General features: G+C 38.9%; 18 protein-coding genes. 16 read left to right on the plus strand and 2 right to left on the minus strand.

The window, feature by feature from the left end; genetic code table 11:
* Positions 1-324 precede the first annotated feature (324 nt).
* The 9 genes from ACFRAK_RS15160 (at position 325) to ACFRAK_RS15200 (ending at position 6819) form a co-directional block, all read left to right on the plus strand.
* The gene (locus ACFRAK_RS15160; RefSeq protein ID WP_061465959.1) at positions 325-627 is read left to right on the plus strand and encodes an urease subunit gamma; all 303 of its coding nucleotides are present in this window, start codon (positions 325-327) and stop codon (positions 625-627) included.
* A 24-nt stretch (positions 628-651) separates the two neighbouring features.
* On the plus strand, positions 652-975 hold the full coding sequence (locus ACFRAK_RS15165; RefSeq protein WP_387603275.1) for an urease subunit beta: 324 nt from the start codon (positions 652-654) through the stop codon (positions 973-975).
* Complete coding sequence (ureC, locus tag ACFRAK_RS15170; protein ID WP_387603278.1) at positions 972-2684, plus strand: urease subunit alpha; 1713 nt, start codon at positions 972-974, stop codon at positions 2682-2684. Before ACFRAK_RS15165 ends, ureC begins: the two co-directional genes overlap by 4 nt.
* A 22-nt stretch (positions 2685-2706) precedes the next feature.
* On the plus strand, positions 2707-3165 hold the full coding sequence (ureE, locus tag ACFRAK_RS15175; RefSeq protein ID WP_260287812.1) for an urease accessory protein UreE: 459 nt from the start codon (positions 2707-2709) through the stop codon (positions 3163-3165).
* A complete protein-coding gene (locus ACFRAK_RS15180) occupies positions 3155-3841 on the plus strand; it encodes an urease accessory protein UreF (RefSeq protein WP_387603284.1) in 687 nt (228 codons plus the stop codon). Before ureE ends, ACFRAK_RS15180 begins: the two co-directional genes overlap by 11 nt.
* A gap of 21 nt (positions 3842-3862) precedes the next feature.
* A complete protein-coding gene (ureG, locus tag ACFRAK_RS15185; protein WP_387603287.1) occupies positions 3863-4474 on the plus strand; it encodes an urease accessory protein UreG in 612 nt (203 codons plus the stop codon).
* The gene (locus tag ACFRAK_RS15190) at positions 4474-5292 is read left to right on the plus strand and encodes an urease accessory protein UreD (protein ID WP_394572006.1); all 819 of its coding nucleotides are present in this window, start codon (positions 4474-4476) and stop codon (positions 5290-5292) included. The genes ureG and ACFRAK_RS15190 overlap by 1 nt, the downstream gene beginning before the upstream one ends.
* 121 nt (positions 5293-5413) lie before the next feature.
* Entirely contained in the window at positions 5414-6127 is a 714-nt protein-coding gene (locus tag ACFRAK_RS15195; RefSeq protein ID WP_387603293.1) for a HoxN/HupN/NixA family nickel/cobalt transporter, read from the plus strand.
* 77 nt (positions 6128-6204) lie between these two features.
* Positions 6205-6819, plus strand: a complete 615-nt coding sequence (locus ACFRAK_RS15200; protein WP_387603296.1) for a PadR family transcriptional regulator — start codon at positions 6205-6207, stop codon at positions 6817-6819.
* Between the two features lie 657 nt (positions 6820-7476).
* Here ACFRAK_RS15200 and ACFRAK_RS15205 read toward each other — a convergent pair.
* Positions 7477-8853, minus strand: coding sequence for a sigma-54 interaction domain-containing protein (locus ACFRAK_RS15205; RefSeq protein ID WP_394572047.1), 1377 nt, complete (start codon positions 8851-8853; stop codon positions 7477-7479).
* A gap of 335 nt (positions 8854-9188) precedes the next feature.
* On the opposite strand from ACFRAK_RS15205, the gene ACFRAK_RS15210 reads away from it, so the two are divergent.
* The 4 genes from ACFRAK_RS15210 (at position 9189) to brnQ (ending at position 14454) form a co-directional block, all read left to right on the plus strand.
* Positions 9189-10196, plus strand: coding sequence for a proline racemase family protein (locus tag ACFRAK_RS15210; protein WP_394572007.1), 1008 nt, complete (start codon positions 9189-9191; stop codon positions 10194-10196).
* A 106-nt stretch (positions 10197-10302) separates the two neighbouring features.
* Positions 10303-11862, plus strand: coding sequence for an L-glutamate gamma-semialdehyde dehydrogenase (gene pruA, locus ACFRAK_RS15215; RefSeq protein WP_394572048.1), 1560 nt, complete (start codon positions 10303-10305; stop codon positions 11860-11862).
* A 180-nt stretch (positions 11863-12042) separates the two neighbouring features.
* Positions 12043-13002 carry a proline dehydrogenase family protein gene (locus ACFRAK_RS15220; RefSeq protein ID WP_394572049.1) on the plus strand — a complete coding sequence of 320 codons (960 nt, stop codon included), beginning with the start codon at positions 12043-12045 and terminating at the stop codon, positions 13000-13002.
* A gap of 90 nt (positions 13003-13092) precedes the next feature.
* Complete coding sequence (gene brnQ, locus ACFRAK_RS15225) at positions 13093-14454, plus strand: branched-chain amino acid transport system II carrier protein (protein ID WP_387603302.1); 1362 nt, start codon at positions 13093-13095, stop codon at positions 14452-14454.
* A gap of 267 nt (positions 14455-14721) precedes the next feature.
* Here brnQ and ACFRAK_RS15230 read toward each other — a convergent pair whose 3' ends face one another.
* Complete coding sequence (locus tag ACFRAK_RS15230) at positions 14722-15717, minus strand: zinc-dependent alcohol dehydrogenase family protein (RefSeq protein ID WP_387603305.1); 996 nt, start codon at positions 15715-15717, stop codon at positions 14722-14724.
* A 233-nt stretch (positions 15718-15950) separates the two neighbouring features.
* Between ACFRAK_RS15230 and ACFRAK_RS15235 the strand changes: the two genes are divergently transcribed.
* The 3 genes from ACFRAK_RS15235 (at position 15951) to ACFRAK_RS15245 (ending at position 18707) form a co-directional block, all read left to right on the plus strand.
* Entirely contained in the window at positions 15951-16577 is a 627-nt protein-coding gene (locus tag ACFRAK_RS15235) for a DUF3885 domain-containing protein (protein ID WP_387603308.1), read from the plus strand.
* Positions 16578-16803: 226 nt separating this feature from the next.
* Positions 16804-16953, plus strand: coding sequence for a hypothetical protein (locus ACFRAK_RS15240; protein ID WP_192206567.1), 150 nt, complete (start codon positions 16804-16806; stop codon positions 16951-16953).
* A 473-nt stretch (positions 16954-17426) separates the two neighbouring features.
* Positions 17427-18707, plus strand: coding sequence for a M20 family metallopeptidase (locus ACFRAK_RS15245; RefSeq protein WP_387603311.1), 1281 nt, complete (start codon positions 17427-17429; stop codon positions 18705-18707).
* Positions 18708-18819: the final 112 nt, after the last annotated feature.

Consider the following 18819-nt stretch of genomic DNA (forward strand, 5'->3'; position numbering starts at 1 on the left):
ATATATATGTATATTATGATATATTAATATTCCAGGGGAATCAATCCTTCATTTTATTGTAAAATCTGATTTTTTTTGTAAATAAAATAGAAAAAAAAGTTAATTCCAACATCATTGTTTTTCTAAAATAGTGATAATCTGTTTGGGGTTTAATGGTATTTTTTTATCGTACGATTGCAGATAATTCAGGTAACTTTATTGATGAATATTTGATTCTCCGTTCCAATTGGTTCAACTAAGCATCAATGGGTTTAGAAGAAATGTCTCGAAAATTGATGGAATTTTCGCCATAGTTGGTCATTTTAAAAATGAGGAGGCTTTACGATGCAATTATTACCGCGTGAGATAGATAAGCTCATGATTGTAGTGGCAGCTGATCTTGCCAAGCGACGAAAAGAAAGAGGATTAAAATTAAACCATCCGGAAGCCGTAGCACTTATTACCTATGAAGTGTTAGAAGGGGCGAGGGATGGAAGAACAGTTGCACAATTGATGGAATATGGAGCAATGATTTTGTCGCGCGAAGATGTTATGGAAGGTATTCCAGAGATGATCCACGATATTCAAGTAGAAGCTACTTTTCCTGATGGAACGAAACTAGTAACGGTTCATAATCCAATCAGATAAGAATAGACAAGGAGGCATGCTCAAATGATACCAGGGCAACTATTTTTAAAAGAAGAAGAAATTATTTGTAATGCCGGGAAAATAGTCACAAAGCTGTCTGTAATTAATACAGGAGATCGGCCTGTTCAAATTGGCTCTCATTTCCACTTTTATGAAATCAATGAAGCTATTCAATTCAATCGCGAAGAAGCGTTTGGGAAACGGTTAAACGTCCCTGCGGGTGCCGCCGTTCGTTTAGAGCCTGGAGATGAAAAAGAAATAGAATTGATTGACTTTGGTGGAGAACGTCGTGTGTATGGATTTAATAATAAAACAGATGGATCCGTGGAAAGAGGGGGAAATCAATGAGTTTCAAAATGTCAAGAAAGCAATATTCTGGGATGTATGGTCCAACGACAGGAGATTCCATTCGTTTAGCGGATACAGATTTAGTGATCCAAATTGAGAAAGATTATACTACATATGGTGAAGAAGTCGTTTTTGGCGGCGGAAAAGTAATCCGTGACGGGATGGGGCAACATCCTCTTGCAGCTCGCGAAGATGGAGTTCCGGATGTTGTCATTACAAATGCTGTTATTCTAGACTATACCGGGATTTATAAAGCGGATATTGCAATCCGTGACGGGAAAATTGCTGGAATCGGAAAAGCCGGAAATCCTTTAATAATGGATAATGTGGATATTGTAATTGGTGCTTCTACAGAAATCATTGCTGGGGAAGGGATGATCGTCACTGCTGGTGGAATCGACTCACATGTACATTTCATTAATCCAGCACAGGTTGAGACTGCATTAGCTTCCGGTCTTACAACTTTAATCGGAGGAGGCACGGGTCCTGCTGCAGGATCAAAAGCCACAACTGTTACTCCAGGTGAATGGAATATTCATAAAATGCTGCAAGCAGCGGAAGGATTTCCAATTAACGTAGGCTTCACTGGAAAAGGACAAGCTGCGAACGAAGAGGCGTTAGCTGAGCAAGTACGTGCAGGCGCAATTGGATTAAAAGTGCATGAAGACTGGGGAGCTACAGCCTCTGCTATCGACCACGCTCTCCGAGTAGCGGACCAATATGACGTACAAGTTGCCCTTCATGCAGACACGTTGAATGAAGGCGGATTTTTGGAAAACACGCTAGCGGCGATTAAAGACCGAGTTATTCATATGTACCATACGGAAGGGGCAGGGGGCGGACATGCTCCTGATTTAATTAAATCAGCGAGCTTTATGAATGTTCTTCCATCATCTACAAACCCGACTTTGCCATATACAATTAATACGATCGACGAGCATTTGGATATGTTAATGGTGTGTCACCATTTAAACCCATCTATTCCTGAAGACCTTGCCTTTGCTGATTCACGGATTAGACGCGAAACGATTGCGGCTGAAGATATTCTTCAAGATATGGGTGTATTCAGTATGGTTAGCTCAGATGCACAAGCAATGGGACGAATTGGCGAGGTTATTTTACGTACATGGCAAACAGCAGATAAAATGAAAAAACAGCGAGGAGCGTTGGAAGGTGACAGCGAGCTTTCTGATAATAATCGCGCGAAGCGTTATGTAGCTAAATATACGATTAACCCCGCTATCACTCATGGTATTTCTGGATATGTCGGTTCGATTGAAGTCGGAAAAATGGCGGACCTTGTCATTTGGTCACCGGCATTTTTCGGCGTGAAGCCTGAAATGATTCTTAAAAATGGCTTTGTTGCAGAAAGCTTAATGGGTGATGCCAATGCGTCCATTCCGACACCACAGCCAGTTATTTATCGTCCAATGTATGGATCTTATGGAAAAGCCATGTCTAAGAGCTCAATTACCTTTGTTTCTCAAGTCGCTTTTGATGATAAAGTGCATGAAAAATTAGGCTTGGAAAAAACGGTTCTTCCAGTTCATGGTATTCGAAACTTAACGAAAAAAGATATGAAGCTTAATTCCGAAACGCCTGAGATTACGGTTGATCCACAAACGTATGAGGTAAAAGTAAACGGGGAACTCATTACTTGTGAGCCTGTGGATATAGTGCCGATGGGACAACGCTATTTCTTATTTTGAGTCTTATTTTGAGGTGAAAATATTGATTATTGAAAAAATCGTTGCAAATATCGAAGCAATGGACAGAGAAGAAATTGCGAAACGCCATATGGAAAAGGTGTACCTGGAAAGTGCTAATTTAGTGAAACGGATTCAAAGAGTGACCACCGACCACGGCCACGAAATTGGCATTCGTTTAAAAGAACTGCGTGACCTTAAGGCTGGCGATGTTTTATATATGGATGATAAAAATATGATTGTCGTAGATGTCCTTTCCGATGATCTGTTGGTCATTAGCCCGCGAAGTTTAAATGAAATGGGAACGATTGCCCACCAATTGGGGAATCGTCACCTTCCAGCTCAATTTGAAGAGAACGATATGCTCGTTCAGTATGATTATCTTGTTGAAGAATTGCTGCAAGAGCTTCAAATTCCTTTTACACGTGAAGAGCGGAAAGTAAAACAGGCTTTTCGTCATATTGGACATAGCCATGAATCCTAATATTCTTTCTTTATTCCAACTATGTGATTCGAATTTTCCAACTGGTGCTTTTAGTCATTCATATGGTCTAGAGACGTATATTCAAGAAGATCAAGTGTATGATCAAGCATCGTTTTCCAAGTGGCTTCATGTATATTTAAATGAACAGCTCGTCTATTCAGATGGGCTGGCAACCCGTCTTGTCTATGATGCCTTGGAAAATGAGGATATACAAACGGTGTGGAAGATCGATCGAATGCTGACGGTTCAAAATTTGCCGCGTGAAACGAGAGAAGGTACCAAAAGAATGGGAGAACGCATGGTAAACCTTGTAGGATCTTTATATGAGTTTCCTGTTCACTCGCTATATCAAAAACGGATTAAGGAGAAGCACTCCTTTGGACATCCAGCTATTGCATTTACGATGATAGGGCACCATCTTGGTGTTCCGAAAACAACTACCACCCTCTATTATTTGTATTCTACTGTTTCAAGTCTTGTTCAAAATGCCGTTCGGGCGATTCCGTTAGGACAGACCGCGGGACAGAAGACGATTCATGAGTTTCAAAGTGCTTTAATAGAAGCAACAGAAAAAATTCAAACTTTGGATAAAGAGGATTTTGGAATCGTTTCACCAGGTTTAGAGTTATCACAAATGAAACATGAGCGTGTGAATATTCGTATTTTCATGTCTTAATATAGAAGGAAGTGTTTTTATATGGAACCGATTAAAATTGGAGTAGGCGGACCTGTTGGAGCCGGAAAAACGATGTTGGTTGAAAGGCTAACCCGTCATTTAGAAGGTGAAGTCAGCATGGCCGTTGTGACGAATGATATTTATACAAAAGAAGATGCCAAATTTTTAATGCAAAATGGAGTCCTGCCGGCAGACCGTATTATTGGGGTTGAAACAGGCGGATGTCCACACACAGCTATTCGTGAAGACGCCTCCATGAATTTTGCGGCTATCGATGAATTAAAAGAGAAGCATCCGGACGTAGAGCTCATTTTTGTGGAAAGTGGAGGCGATAATCTTGCGGCGACTTTCAGCCCAGAGCTTGTGGATTTCTCCATCTATATTATTGATGTAGCTCAAGGCGAAAAAATTCCGCGTAAAGGCGGCCAAGGGATGATTAAATCAGATTTATTCATCATTAATAAAACTGATTTAGCACCTTTCGTTGGCGCAAGCCTCGAAGTGATGGAGTCTGATACGAAGGTTTTTCGCGGAAATAAACCGTTTGTTTTCACCAACTTAAAAGATAACACGGGGCTTGACCAGGTCATTGATTGGCTTATGAAGAATGCATTATTAAAAGGATTGGAATAATGGAAGACTGGACTGGAGTTTTGTGTCTAGATGTCGAAGATCGGATTGGAAAGACTGTAGCGAAAAATGTATATTTTCAGGGCGCATTGAAAGTTATGCGTCCGGTTTATCATGATGACTCTGGACAAGCTTGTTATTATATTTTGAACCCCGGTGGAGGCTATCTAGACGGAGATCGCTATAAAATACAAATTACGCTCGAGAAGCAAGCGAGACTAACCTTAACGACACAATCCGCAACAAAGGTTTATAAGACACCTAACACTCATGCCTACCAGGAAACAGAGATCTTTCTAAAGTCTGGATGTTATCTCGAGTATATTCCGGATCCGCTAATTATGTATCAGGACGCGCGCTATAAACAAAAAAATGTCATTCGCATGGAGAAAGGGGCGACTTTCCTTTATTCCGACATTTTAACCCCGGGGTGGTCTCCGGATGGAGATCGTTTCAGTTATAATCGGCTTCAATTCATCAATGAAATTTATATGGACGATGAGCTTGTGGCCTATGATCACATTCAATTGAATCCTGCTGCCCAAAATATAGAGGAGATTGGATTCATGGAAGGGTTTTCACATTTAGGTTCCATGATTGTGGTTGGCGAACAAACAAGCCCTGACCTCCTTGATCGGTTATATCAGGCTATTAATGGAGATCGATATAAAATTGGACTATCTTTATTATCTGTACCAGGATTTACGGTTCGTGTATTAGCCAACTCGACACAAGTAATAGAGGAAATCTTTACTGAGTGTCACCGAATTATTAGTCAAGAGTGGTTTATAACCGAACCGTGTTTTCTAAGAAAGTATTAATGCTTAGAACCCGGCAATCAAAAGGTTGCCGGGCTTTTATCCGGGTTAATCAGGCTGTGGTAAACCCCACTTATGGAAGTTTCACTTTATACGGGACAAAAAGTTTGAAGGAGAAATATTTATGGATGTTACATTGTTTTCAGTTTTAACGATAGGTTTTGTTTTGGGAATCAGGCATGCAATCGAGCCTGATCATGTGATTGCAGTATCAACAATTGCAAGTCAAAGCAAAAAGTTATGGCACGCTTCTCTAGCAGGAGTATTTTGGGGGATAGGTCATACGATAACATTATTTATAGTTGGTATTATTCTTATTCTTATGAAGGGTGAAATACCAGGGAAATGGTCTATGTCCTTAGAATTTTTAGTAGGAATCATGCTTGTTTATCTGGGTGTTACAACGATCCTTTCTTTCAAAAGTACCCATGTTCATACGCATGCACATGATGGAGATGAACATAAACATGTCCATACCCATGAACATGGTGGTAAACATGAGCATAAACACAAACATAAAGATGTTTCATATTTGAAATCGATGTCTATTGGTCTAGTCCATGGTCTCGCAGGAAGTGGCACTATGGTTATATTGACGATGAGTACAGTAAAGAGTGTTTGGGAAGCGGCTATTTATATCCTTTTATTTGGAGTAGGAACGGTCATTGGTATGCTTTTTTTCACTACGATTATTGGCATCCCTTTTGTGTTAAGTATGAAACGCGTTAAAATTAGTAGAACACTTGTATTCACAATGGGCACAATTAGTATGGTTTTTGGAATATATTATATGTATAATTTAGGGGTTAATGAAGGATTATTTAACCTTTGGTTTTAAGTCAGTAAGGAATGTTGGATCGATGAGTGCGAACATACACACTATTATTGAACGATATATGGATGAAGGGGGATTAGATGAATACGCTTGGATATGCGATACTTAGTTCGCTTGGTAGAAATCCATGTTCTGGCTATCAATTAGTTAGGTATTTAGAGGTATTATGGCCTGCGAAGCATAGTCAAATATATCCTCTGTTAACTAAAATGGAGAAGAATGGGCTTTTGGAATTTGAACATATTGAACAAACGAGTAAACCCGATAAAAAAATATATTCAATCACAGAAAAGGGAAGAGAAACTCTGGAAAATTGGGTCACTGAATTGCCTTCTGATCCCATCATTCGAGATGAATTTTTTATTAAGATATATTCGATTTGGTTATCGAATGAAGAAAATGCGAAAAAATTAATTCAGGACCGAATTTCTAAATTAGAACAAACCGTGGCTTTGCGAGAAGAAAATATAGCCAAAATTGAACAAGCACATGGGAAAGATGGGTTAGAAATGACATCTAAACATTTTGGAGGTTATATTCTTTTTAATAGAAGGAATAGGTTAGATGAAGAAGAAATTTCATGGTGTAAGTGGGTTCTGAATTTGATTGAGAAAGCAAGATTAAACAATTTATTGTTAGGAATCATGGTAGGAAAACTTAATATAATCATTCAAGACACGACCTTGATTTATTGACTATAGTCAAAAGTTACACATCACCTAATGTAAAGATAAACATGACTAAAATGTATCATGCCTTTTACTTTTTCTTTCACAATCGCGCCCGATTGCTGAAATTTGTTTACCATATTTCTGAATTCGTTGCCGTAAGATTCCCACGAGCAGTTTTATAAAAAAGATTGATTAAAATCATCTCACCTCTATAGATTTCTTAGAGGCGAGATGATTTTTTTATTGAATATTTATGTTAGTGTCACTATTAAGATTGTGAAGAAATGTACTTAAACTAACGGGGCAGTTTACTTCAAAAGGAAAAAATTTGAATACTATAAATATTGTTCTTTTGATTGCATGATAAAGGGCACCCAAAGGGATGCCCTTTTATTACAAATTATCTTTATCCTTCAACTTTATTTTGGCTGTTTTTGCATACTTTGTTTCTATTTACCAAGTAGTGAGGTGTGGTTGATTTCCCTCCAGATGCTCGCCTCCGCGGGGCGGGCGGTGAGCCCCTCGACGTAAACACCTGTGGGGTCTCACCTGTCCCGCTGCTCCCGCAGGAGTCTCGCACTTTCGCTCCAATCAACCTTAAATCGTTTCATATTAAAAACAACAATCTTTACGAAAAGAGCCTTTGTTTTTAAAGGTGAAAAGAAAAGTTCGAGATTAATATTAAAGTCCATACTTATTTATCTTTTTGTAAAGAGTGACTCTTGAAAAGCCTAATTCCTTAGCTGCCAATGTCTTATTACCGTGCGTTTTTTCTAATGCACTTTTTATTCGTTCTTTTTCTATTAGGCTTATCTCATCTTGAAATGTGATAGTAGCATGTTCAAACGTTATTTTTTTTGCCTTTTGCGGAAGAATATTCAATATATCACTGGCTTGCAATACAGTGTCATCAGTCATGACCACAAGTCTCTCTACAAAATTTCTTAATTCTCTTATGTTACCAGGCCAGTGGTATGAGGAAAATAACTCCATCATATCATTCGATTGAAATTGTATTTCTTTTTGATATTTAATAGAGAACTCTTCTATAAATAAATGTACCAGCTCTGGAACATCTTCTAATCTCTCTCGAAGTGAGGGGATATGAAGGGGAACCACATTCAGACGATAATATAAGTCTTCTCTGAATTCCCCTTTTTCCACCATCTCATCCAGCATGCTGTTTGTAGCTGCTATTACCCTTATGTCTACTTTGATTGCTTTTGTGCCACCTACTCTATATATTTCTCCTTCTTGAAGAGTTCTCAAGAATTTAACCTGGATATCTAAAGGCATTGTGCCTAGTTCATCTAAAAATAGTGTACCGCCATTTGCTTCTTCTAGTTTTCCTGCCTTGCCACCCTGTTCAGCTCCTGTAAACGAACCTTTTTCATAGCCGAAGAATTCGCTTTCAAATAAGGGGGAAGGAATCGCACCACAATTAATAGGAACAAATGGCCTTTTTTTTCTAGAACTTGACTCATGAATGGCCTGTGCAAAAAGTTCCTTTCCTACACCGCTTTCCCCTAATATCAGCACTGTTGCATCAGTTGCTGCTACTTTAATAGCGGATGCCTTTATCTGATTAATAATTTTGCTGCTGCCTTTTATGCTGGAGAACGGTAAGTTTTTAGCCTGATTAATGATTTGCTGTTTTAAATCTTGTAGCTTCGAGGTTGTAACGGAAAGCTTATCATTTAGTTTTACGGTAGCTGTTATATCACGATCTACCGATATGGCGCCAATCAGGTTGCCGCCATGGTCAAAAACAGGAGAAGAACTGATTGAAATATGCTTATCAGGACGAGGTTGATGATAAACATCAAATATTGGCTGTTTACTCTTTAAGATTTCGTACAATTTAATATCCTTCATTTGAAAATAGTTCTCTATGTTTTTCCCTATTATTTCATTTGATTTAATTTGATAAGTATTTTCTGCTGCTTCATTCCAGTAAACAACCCGCCCCGTTTTATCAACAGCTGTGACTGCATCTTTACTGGTTTTTAAAATAGCTTCTAAATAAAAAAGGATAGTATCTCTGCTAAAATCCGCTATTTTGATCTGCCTCCTTTTACGGCTCTTTTGTGTAAGTTTACAGGTTTACATTATGTAAATAATATTTACACTTTTTATAATATTTTAAAAATGAAGTCTATTCAATGTTTATATTTAAAGTTTGATTTTTTACGTATTAATCTTGCTATTGTACCATCCCTTTAACCCAGCTCCATCAGTTCAGAATAAGGAACATACACGTTATATAAAAGAGAATGACTTATTGTTAATTTTGTTTTTCTGATCGAAGTCATGCTGAAAAAAAGTTTTTGGCATGCAAATTGCATTATGTCTAGTAGAATGCAAATTTTTGTGAAAAAAGAGAAGGTGTAGTGATGATCAATTTTTCTAAATTTATTGAAACTATCGATACCCACACAATGGGTCAGCCAACAAGAATTATTGTAAGTGGGGTTCCAAAAATTTCAGGAGATACAATGTTAGAAAAAAAAAATAATCTTAAAAAAGAAATACCTTGGCTAAGAAATTTATTAATGAACGAGCCACGCGGTCATCAGGATATGTTTGGGGCTATTCTTTGTGAACCTTCTCAAGAAGGTTGTGATGCAGGCTTAATATTCATGGACAGCGGTGATTATCTTAATATGTGCGGTCATGGCACAATCGGCACTATTACTGCAGGTATACAGTTTGGCTTGTTACCTCAAAAGGAATTGTTTTTTCTTGATACACCTTCCGGCAAGGTGGAATGTACAGCTAAATATAAAGATCAGAAAGTTAGTGAAGTGTCGTTCCGGAATGTGCCATCTTTTGTTCTTGAAAAAAATGTGAATATTGTTATTGAAGGTTATGGAACCATCATATTAGATATTGTATTCGGCGGCAGCATATTTGCTATTGTGGACGCGTCACAATTTAATTTGAAATTAGAAACAAGCGAAACCCTTGTCTTATCTAAACTTGGTATGAGAATAAAACAAATGCTTAATGAGCAATTTTATTTTGAGCATCCGCAAAACCCCAATATTTGCACGGTGGATCTTATAGAGTTCAGCTTAAAAAAGGAGAAGAATCATTATCGCAATGTTGTTGTTTTTGGGAATGGACAAATTGACCGTTCCCCATGCGGCACAGGTACTTCAGCCAAATTAGCAGCCCTGGATCTTCAAATTGGTGAAAGTATTATTCAAGAAAGTATTATCGATTCCAGATTTATAGGTAAAGTAGTTGGGAAAACGACAGTATCAGGTTTCGATGCTATCATTCCTGAAATTACAGGGTCAGCCTGGGTTACCGGATTACATCGATTTGCTTTAGAAGAAACCGATCCATATCAACAAGGCTTTACCTTAAATCAACAGTTTGTATTGGAAAAAGCTTAAGGCACAGGAAGCCGATGACAGTGAAGTATACCTATGTGGCTTGCTACACTTAATCAAAATTTGATGAGGTTTCCACATTATCTATAAAGGAGAAAACTACATGACTATGAATACTACATTACAAGAAAAATATAAGCACGAGCCATTCACTGATTTTACGATTGAAGAAAATAAAAATGCATGTAATCAAGCATTAAAAGTTGTTCAATCAGCGATGGGGAAAGGCTACCCCCTAATTATCGGGGGCGAGTCGATTACAACAGATGAACAAATCATTTCGATTAACCCAGCGAATAAGGAAGAAGTAATTGGAAGTGTTTCCAAAGCAAATAAAGAGTTGGCTGAAAAGGCGATGCAAGCCGCACTAGTTGCTTTCGATACTTGGAAAAAAGAAGACCCTGAAGTACGGGCGAATATTTTCCTTAGTGCAGCAAAGATTCTCCGTGAACGAAAACATGAATTTTCTGCTTATCTAGTGAAGGAGGCCGGAAAGCCATGGAAAGAAGCGGATGCAGACACGGCAGAAGCGATTGATTTTCTGACTTTTTATGGACGCCAAATGATGCAATTAAAAGGGGGGGCTCCTGTAGAAAGCAGAGAAGGAGAAGCAAATACTTTTAATTATATTCCACTTGGTGTAGGGATCATTATTTCCCCATTTAATTTTCCATTGGCGATTATGGCTGGAACTGCGGCAGCGGCAATCGTAGCAGGGAATACCATTCTTTTAAAGCCGTCGAATAATACACCTGTAATTGCAGCTAAATTTGTAGAACTATTACAAGAAGCTGGCCTTCCTGAAGGAGTAATCAATTACATTCCAGGAAGTGGTGCAGAAGTAGGTGATTACCTTGTTGATCATCCTAAAACCCGCTTTGTATCTTTCACTGGTTCACGTGAGGTTGGCTGCCGTATTTATGAACGTGCCGCAAAAGTACAGCCAGGCCAAATCTGGTTGAAGCGTGTGATTGCTGAAATGGGTGGAAAAGATACTGTTGTAGTAGATAAAGATGCTGATTTAGATTTAGCGGCATCCTCGATCGTGTACTCAGCATTTGGATTCTCGGGTCAAAAATGTTCGGCTGGTTCACGTGCGGTTGTACACCAAGATGTCTATGACGAAGTTTTAGAAAGAGCAGCTGCTTTAACAAAGACTTTATCAATCGGTAATCCAGAAAACATGAATAACTACATGGGGCCAGTTATTGATCAAGCTTCTTTTAACAAAATTACAAAGTATATTGAAATTGGAAAAGAAGAAGGCAAGTTGATAACCGGCGGTGAAGGGGACGACTCTAAAGGCTACTTTATCCAGCCAACTATTTTTGCTGATGTTGATGAAAAAGCACGCATTATGCAGGAAGAAATTTTTGGTCCTGTTCTGGCTTTCAGTAAAGCCCGCGATTTTGATCACATGATGGAAATAGCGAACAATACGGATTATGGGCTAACTGGAGCGTTACTCTCAAATAATCCTGATCATATTAAACGGGCAAAAGAAGAATTTCATGTAGGAAATCTTTATTTTAACCGTGGCTGCACAGGAGCCATTGTTGGCTACCAGCCATTTGGCGGTTTTAACATGTCAGGAACAGACTCCAAGGCAGGAGGCCCTGACTATCTTATTTTACACATGCAGGCAAAAACGATTAGTGAAACAATTTAAGAAAGAAGGCAGCTTTTATGCTGCCTTTTATAAAGGATGTTAGCAACCGGTTTGAAAAATTGAAGTGAATTTTATTAAGTGAAATTCTGGGATTAACGCTAAATATAATTGAGTTGGTAAAAAGTCCAGTTCAAAATGATGGAGGTCACTACTTTGACAATAACAAAAGATTTTTTTATTATGCTTTCTCAAAATAAGATGCTTAATAGCGGTGCAAAACGATGGGGGCTTAAACTTGGTGCCCAGTCTGTCGTAGCAGGAACGAATATTGAAGAAATGGTGAAGAGTGTTAAAGAATTGAATGCAAACGGGATTTCTGCAACAATCGATAACCTTGGTGAGTTTGTATTTGAAAAGAAAGAAGCCTTGCAGGCGAAAACCAAGATTCTTGCCGTTATTGAAGCTATTTATGAGCATCAATTGGATGCCCATATTTCCTTAAAGCCTACTCAGCTGGGCCAGGATATTGATTATAGTTTCTGCCTTGAAAATCTATCGGAAATTGTTGAAAACGCGTACAAATATAATGTATTCATCAATTTTGATATGGAAGATCATGGTCATCTTCAGTCATCTTTTGATTTAATTGATGAACTTTCCAAAGACTATGATAATATTGGAACGGTTATTCAGGCTTATTTTCATAATGCGAAAGATATGATTACAAAATATAAAAATTACCGGTTAAGAATCGTAAAAGGCGCTTATAAAGAGTCTGATAATGTCGCATATCAAGACAAAAAAGATATTGATCAAAATTTCATTGAGTTAATCGAGTATCATCTCCTGCATGGTAAATTTACATCCATTGCTACACATGATCACCAAATCATTAATCATGTGAAAAAGTTCGCGAAAAAGAATAACATACCAACAGAGAAATATGAATTCCAAATGCTTTACGGATTCAGAAAGGATATGCAGTTGAGTTTAGCCAAGGAAGGATACAATTTTTGTACTTATGTTCCGTTTGGAGTGGACTGGTATGGATACTTTATGCGCCGTTTGGCGGAGCGTCCCCAAAACCTTAACTTAGTAGCTAAACAGACATTCAACAAAAAAACGAAAACCCTAATCGGGATCGGAGCGGGTGCCTTTCTATTAGGAAGATTAAGCAAGAAGAAACCAACGAAAGTATAAAGAAATATGCAGCCATTTATTACAGGATATTTTAGGAAGGGCTCTTTCAGCCGTTCCCGCAGCTTTAATAAGTATTAAGGGGGAATAACAATGGATAAGAAAGTGTCCTTTTCACAAGTGCTGTCTATTGGGTTAATGCTCTTTGCCATGTTTTTAGGAGCGGGGAACGTTATATTTGCCCCGATGTTAGGTCAACAGGCGGGAACAAACACTTGGCTTGCCATGGGAGGGTTTTTGATAACAGGCGTTGGACTGGTTTTACTAGCTATCATTGCCCTGACTCGTGGAGGTGGTACTGTAGAAAAACTTGCAGGAAGGGTCCACCCACGCTTTGCAACATTCTTTTCAATGTTACTTTTTCTAACGTTGGGACCTATTTATGTTATTCCCAGAACAACCTCTGTTGTTTATGAAATCGGTTTAAATCCCTTAATTCAAAGTGCAGCAAATGAAAGGCTGTATCTGCTTGTATTTTCAGTGTTATTTATTCTATTGACGGTCCTGCTCTCCTGGGATACAAAGAAATTGGTAGATAACCTGGGTAAAATTATTACCCCCATCTTTTCAATATTGCTAGCAGTATTGATTATAAAATCATTTATAACACCGATGGGCAAAATAGGGGCTCCTGGAGAGGAATACATAGATGGCGTTTTCTTAAAAGGGTTTACGCAAGGCTACTATACAATGGATGTACTAGCTGCTTTTATATTTGGCGGCATTTTCATTAAGTCAATTGGTTCGTTAGGAATAAAATCTGAAAAAGAAGTTTCCAAGCTATTTATCAAAGCAGGAATCATAACAATTATTGGGTTAGTTGCTTTACAGGTTTCAATGGCTTGGATGGGTGCTTCCAGTGTAGATGCAATTGGGTTAAAAGAAAACGGGGGAGAAGTTTTAGCTGCCAGTGCTATTGCTCTGTTTGGGAATTATGGAATTTATATCATAGGAACAATTATTTTCCTCACAGGAATTACAACAAATGTTGCATGCCTGGCAGCCGTTTCTGAATACTTTGAACGAATTGTTCCGTCTATTAGCTATAAAAAATGGATTATAGTTTTTTCTATCATAGGAACAATCATTACAAACTTTGGATTGAATACTGTATTGACACTTGCTTCTCCAATATTGCTGCTGCTTTATCCATTGGCCATTGCTTTGATTGCTTTAATATTTGCCAATAATCTATTTAAAGGTTATCGGTCCGTATATGTGAGCACTGTAGCGGGAGTCGGATTGGTTGCTCTGCTTGATGCTTTAAAAGAAGCGCATATCTTAACAAATGCAATTAACCATACATTTGGATTCATTCCATTATTCGATTATGGAGTTGGATGGATTAGCACAGGATTAGTGGGCTTTTTGATTGGGCTAATAGTCGCGAAAACTAAACAAGAATCCAGTGTAATTATTGATATAGCTGGACAAGTAACTGATAAAGTTTCGTAATAATCAACCAGTTGAAGGGACAATGGTATACAGATAGAAAAAGTGTCTGTAAAAGGTTTCATTTGATCAACGGTTGTTATTTTTAAGCACCGGGACAGAAAATGAATTTTTTTTTAGGTATATAGTATTTAAATTTGGAATGAAGAACCGAAAATAATTAAAAATAAAAAGCAGACGGTACAGTGAGAGTTTTATAGAAATTCTCACTGTACCGTCTATTTTTAAATGAACATAAAGTTGTTGAGGCATTTCAATTGTTTTATGATATTACCAATTATTTTTCAAAACTATTTTTCCTATCGCCTTGCCGGACTCCATGTACTCATGGGCTTTTGAAACCTCATCAAACGTAAAAATGTTTGGATCCACAAGCGGACGCAGCTGCTCTTCCTCAGCCAACCGAGCAACCTTCTTCAAAATTTCCCGATAATGCTTATGCATGTCCTTGTTTAATATCTTTAACAACATAAAGGTAACATGCAGAGAAAGTCCCTTTGCATGCACGGGGGAGAGGTCATGGGTCGAACGGGCAGCGATGGCTGCTACCGTTCCATGTACTGCGGCCGCCTCAAAGGAGCGATCAAGGTTTTCTCCTCCTACCGTATCAAACACAACGTCAAATCCTTTTCCATCTGTATATTTCTGTACATAGTCGTGAACGCTTTCTTCTCGATAATTAATCGTGACATCTGCACCAAGGTGCGTGCCAATCTCCAGCTTCTCTTGCGAAGAGGCGGTTGTATAGACTGTCGCCCCTCCCCATTTCGCCAGTTGAATGGCAATGTGTCCTACTCCGCCGGTCGCTGCATGGATTAGTATATCTTGTCCAGGGACAAGATTTGCCCGATTGAATAATGCTTCCCATGCAGTAATGGCAACCAATGGTAAAGCAGCTGCTTCCTCCATCGTCAAATTTTTCGGTTTGTGAGCAAGTAAATCGACATCTGCAAGCATAAACTCTGCAAGTGCACCGCCAGTCCCTCTAAAACCTCCCGCGCATCCAAACACTTCATCGCCAACTTTAAACTCGGTTACTCCTTCACCTACTGCAGCTACCAAACCTGCAACATCTCCATGTAATACTGCCGGAAACTCGGGGGCAACGGCTGGAACTGCACCAGTACGGACTTTCGTATCAATGGGATTTACACTTGTAGCTTTGACTTGAATAAGTACATGTCCAGGTTTTAGTTCAGGTTTTGAAATCTCTTTACATTGAAATACGGAGGGTTCACCAAAAGATTGAATAATTTGCGCCTTCACTTTAGTCACTCCTATTTATTTTTTTTGGGAAATGTCTCATACCTATTTTGAAAAGAACGAATATTTAGTCTTCTCTTGTAAAACCAATGATACTTCATATAATATAAAATGAAAAGTACGCACATTCTTATTGGTTAGGGTAAGGAGTTGCTTAGGCAACTCTTCTTTTTATGCAACCAGAGGGACATGTTAACAAGGAAAGGTATAATGAAGGAACTTAATGAGGTGCAAAAATGCTTTTAAACGATTTTATGAATGGGAATTTCCCGAACTTAGAACTTAGACCGCCGTTGTTTTATAGTTGGAAAACGGGCATCCGTTTTGAATTAGGTGTGGACTATGATAGTGATTTTGCTTATGAAAATAGCCCATATCTACAAGGAGTATATAAAAGGGCTATCACTTTATTCAAGTCCTTGCATTCTTATAACGATGATATTTATATCGTAGTTGACGTAAACGATTATGCCGATGGTTTTAAACATAAATCAAACACTTTTTCACGGTATATTAAGGAGAAGTCGATCTTATACCGGTTAAACCAAAAGACAACCCTTCATGACGATGATGAAGAAGGAACATATAAAACACATAGATTTACGTTAAAGTGCCAAACGTCTGACTTCAAATACATTCCTATGCTAAAAGCAATCTGCAATCAAGATATGGGAATAAAGCCAAGTATATTTAATAGTGTCTATGTTATAAACATCAACAGGAAAACTATATTTCACGTTTATGATGACAGGGGTTGTGATTTATTGGCGACTTCGCCCGAAACGATAAGAGATGTTTATGATAAATACAACGACTGGATATTAGATTACGACAGAAATGAAATAGACGAAGTATTCAAATAAGGGATGGCACCTTGTTAAAACATCAGGTGCTTTAGCAAAGATCAGATCTGCCTTTAAGAAGAGTTTTTAGACAAAAGGTGTATCCAAAGTATAAGAAAGTTGATTGGAACTATCGGGGCAGAAGTTTAAGCAGCATAGTTTATTCGAACTGTGCAGCATAATCATTTAAAATTACTTTGGAATATTTTTTGATTTACTACGAATCCTAATTTTAGGAGGCGACAAAATGAAAAAACAAGAAAAATCAAAAAATCTCGGCCAAAAAGCCGATTCAATGAATGCTTTGGATCAGGGGTTAAACTTGTTTCCGCAAGTAGTTAATAACGCTACTGGTATTGACAAGGGGAACGACGGTAAAATAAATAAAAATGATTAAATTGAACGCCTTTTTTGGGGCGTTTTTCTATGTTTTCTAATGATCTTCCCCAGCCTACTTCCTCCTTCACTTGTCCACTCAACAATAAGTCCTATAGAACTACCATGAATTTTAAGAATGGAAAAATGAAAATACTTAAGAAGACTCTGCTCATTCGTTAAAAAAAGAGGAGAGCGATAATTAATTAGTCTATGGATTAGGTGATTTACAACGTTAAGCACATTTTCAAGACGTTATCCCTATATACCTTTGGATTGATCATTTTTGCCATGTATCGAAAAAATCGGCGATTCACCACAAATAATGAAAATAGTTAGGGAGTGTTAAGTGTAACTATAGCATTGAACGCGACTTTAATTAACACGTATCAAATGTTTCCCCACCTTTATCCCCAGAAATATGATCTAGGAACGGCACATAGAATAGTATAGAAATACTGCGGCTAATGCCGGACATGGAGGGGATGTATTTATATGAGTACCAGATTAATCAGGCAGCTGATAAGGTCAAGGCAACGGGAATTAGTCGAACTTGCTGCTTCATTTATTCGAATTCCATCTGAAAATCCATCGCCCGAGTTTAAGAAGCGGTCAGCAGAAATGGGGCGCCATATTAGCCGATACCTAGCAGCAAAAGGGTTCTTGATTACCGAGCACAGCCGTAGCGAAAATTCGCTGGTCACCGTCGTCTGTGATGCTCCCTTAACCAGGGTACCTGGTCCACGGCTCCTATTTTGTGGACATACGGATGTCGTACCTGCAGGCGATTGTTCACATTGGACCTTCGATCCTTTTTCAGGAGAAGTCAGAGCAGGTATGCTTTTGGGCAGGGGAGCCTCCGATATGAAAGGAGGCTTGGCATCACTTGTTTTTGTGGCTGGAATACTTCAGGAGTTCGCCCCCGCTCTTAATTTAAAAGGAAGTCTGGGAGTTATTGCTTCTCCGGATGAAGAGACTGGCGGCATTGAGGTGGCCTCGCTCCTGGATCAAGGATTGATTAAGGGGGATGCTTGTCTGATTGGTGAACCGTCGGATCCCTACCATCCCAATGCCGGTGAAAAGGGCAAGGTATTGATGCAGCTGATCATACCAGGTCAGGCAGATCATGGCAGCCTACAACCTCTTTATGGAATCTCCGCCGTACGAAGAGGGGCAGCCGCGGTCGAAGCACTAACCAAGCTATGGGAGCTCAAGGCAACGCCTCCGGCAGAGCCTTGTCAACTTTTGTACAATACTGAGTGGCTCCTATCTCAGAGTCTAGAAAATCCCCTACTGTCACAGTTACTTTATCGCCCCTCTTACAATCCAGGTGTAATCCAGGGCGGAACAAATGTGAACGTCGTCGCAGACAAGTGTATCATTAAAGTGGATACCCGGGTTCCATTCGGTATGAAGCCCGAGTTTGTACTTGATGTCGCTAGGAATCTTGTTAGTGCTGTAGCGCCAGGTGCGGTTGTAGAGCCAATGGTCCCCTTTACTAACCCGAACTGGACCTTGGAGAATCGTCCAATTGTGAGGGCCATAGAACTGGGAATCCAGCGTGTCCTCGGAATGGAGGAACCCGTCTTCAGCGTACTTTTGCTTAGTTCAAGTGATGCCAGTCACTTCCGGCGCCATGGCATTGATACCGTCCTTTACGGTCCTGGCCTGGATAACACTATCCATGGGTACGATGAGCGGGTTTCAGTGGAGAACTTGGTAGAATCTGCCGAGATATATGCTGAGGCGGCAGTCAAGTATCTTAGGACATTCTAAATCTATTTTCACGAAACATTATGTAGGGGTCACGTCAGGATTTTGACAATTTATAAGGTTAAGATAGAACTCCTTGTATCCATATTGAAACAAGGCTTACTAGTGTCCCGTA

This window comes from Peribacillus sp. NPDC056705 (assembly GCF_043656335.1).

Coding starts and splice junctions, on each gene's coding strand:
- ACFRAK_RS15160 (WP_061465959.1), top strand. CDS start 325: ATGCAATTATTACCGCGTGAGATAGATAAGCTCATGATTGTAGTGGCA.
- ACFRAK_RS15165 (WP_387603275.1), top strand. CDS start 652: ATGATACCAGGGCAACTATTTTTAAAAGAAGAAGAAATTATTTGTAAT.
- ureC (WP_387603278.1), top strand. CDS start 972: ATGAGTTTCAAAATGTCAAGAAAGCAATATTCTGGGATGTATGGTCCA.
- ACFRAK_RS15180 (WP_387603284.1), top strand. CDS start 3,155: ATGAATCCTAATATTCTTTCTTTATTCCAACTATGTGATTCGAATTTT.
- ureG (WP_387603287.1), top strand. CDS start 3,863: ATGGAACCGATTAAAATTGGAGTAGGCGGACCTGTTGGAGCCGGAAAA.
- ACFRAK_RS15190 (WP_394572006.1), top strand. CDS start 4,474: ATGGAAGACTGGACTGGAGTTTTGTGTCTAGATGTCGAAGATCGGATT.
- ACFRAK_RS15195 (WP_387603293.1), top strand. CDS start 5,414: ATGGATGTTACATTGTTTTCAGTTTTAACGATAGGTTTTGTTTTGGGA.
- ACFRAK_RS15200 (WP_387603296.1), top strand. CDS start 6,205: ATGAATACGCTTGGATATGCGATACTTAGTTCGCTTGGTAGAAATCCA.
- ACFRAK_RS15210 (WP_394572007.1), top strand. CDS start 9,189: ATGATCAATTTTTCTAAATTTATTGAAACTATCGATACCCACACAATG.
- pruA (WP_394572048.1), top strand. CDS start 10,303: ATGAATACTACATTACAAGAAAAATATAAGCACGAGCCATTCACTGAT.
- ACFRAK_RS15220 (WP_394572049.1), top strand. CDS start 12,043: ATGCTTTCTCAAAATAAGATGCTTAATAGCGGTGCAAAACGATGGGGG.
- brnQ (WP_387603302.1), top strand. CDS start 13,093: ATGGATAAGAAAGTGTCCTTTTCACAAGTGCTGTCTATTGGGTTAATG.
- ACFRAK_RS15235 (WP_387603308.1), top strand. CDS start 15,951: ATGCTTTTAAACGATTTTATGAATGGGAATTTCCCGAACTTAGAACTT.
- ACFRAK_RS15240 (WP_192206567.1), top strand. CDS start 16,804: ATGAAAAAACAAGAAAAATCAAAAAATCTCGGCCAAAAAGCCGATTCA.
- ACFRAK_RS15245 (WP_387603311.1), top strand. CDS start 17,427: ATGAGTACCAGATTAATCAGGCAGCTGATAAGGTCAAGGCAACGGGAA.